Here is a 624-nt window from a genome sequence, read left to right as displayed (position 1 = left end):
AACGGCGCCGACGCTGACCGTCGAAGCCGGATTGGTGCCCTGGAAGGCGTAGGTCGTGCCGTTGATCACCGCACTGGCGGTGCCGACGGCGACGTCGGTCACCGAGCCAGAGCCGAGCGCTACGTCGCCCGCGTTGCCCGCAGCAGCATTGGCGCCCAGGGCAAGCGCATTCGCGCCACCGGCATTGGCGTTGACGCCCACAGCGGTTGCCTGAACGGCGGTTGCAAACGCGTTCTGGCCGATCGCGGTTGTGGATGTGGCCGTCGCATTGGCATCAGCGCCCATGGCGGTACTAAAATCACCCGTCGCCTTGGCTATGTATCCAAACGCCGAAGAGTCGAGACCTGAGGCACCCGAAGCGTTGCCGGCGGCGATGGCATTCGCCCCGGACGCGACCGAGAGAGGTCCGATCGCGACCGATTCCGCACCCGTTGCCGACGAGTCCGCTGCCGTCGAGTTGGCATGGAAATACTTGATGCCGCCGCCCGTGGTGATGTTGTTGACCGTCGTACCGATCGCGTCGACCGCCTGGTTGGTGGCAAAGAGCTGCGAACCGTTGACGGCATCGGTGGACGAGCCGCTGATTCGGCCCGCCGCCACGTTGGTGATGGTGCGCTCGGCGCC

1 pseudogene is annotated in these 624 nt (G+C 66.2%); it reads right to left on the bottom strand.

Annotation, left to right across the window (positions count from 1 at the left end):
- A pseudogene (locus ACYJRZ_RS31935) lies at positions 1 to 624 on the bottom strand (calcium-binding protein); the annotation flags it as partial.

The sequence above is a fragment of the Rhizobium sp. No.120 genome, assembly GCF_054558365.1.
This window is presented reverse-complemented; position numbering and strand designations above follow the sequence as displayed.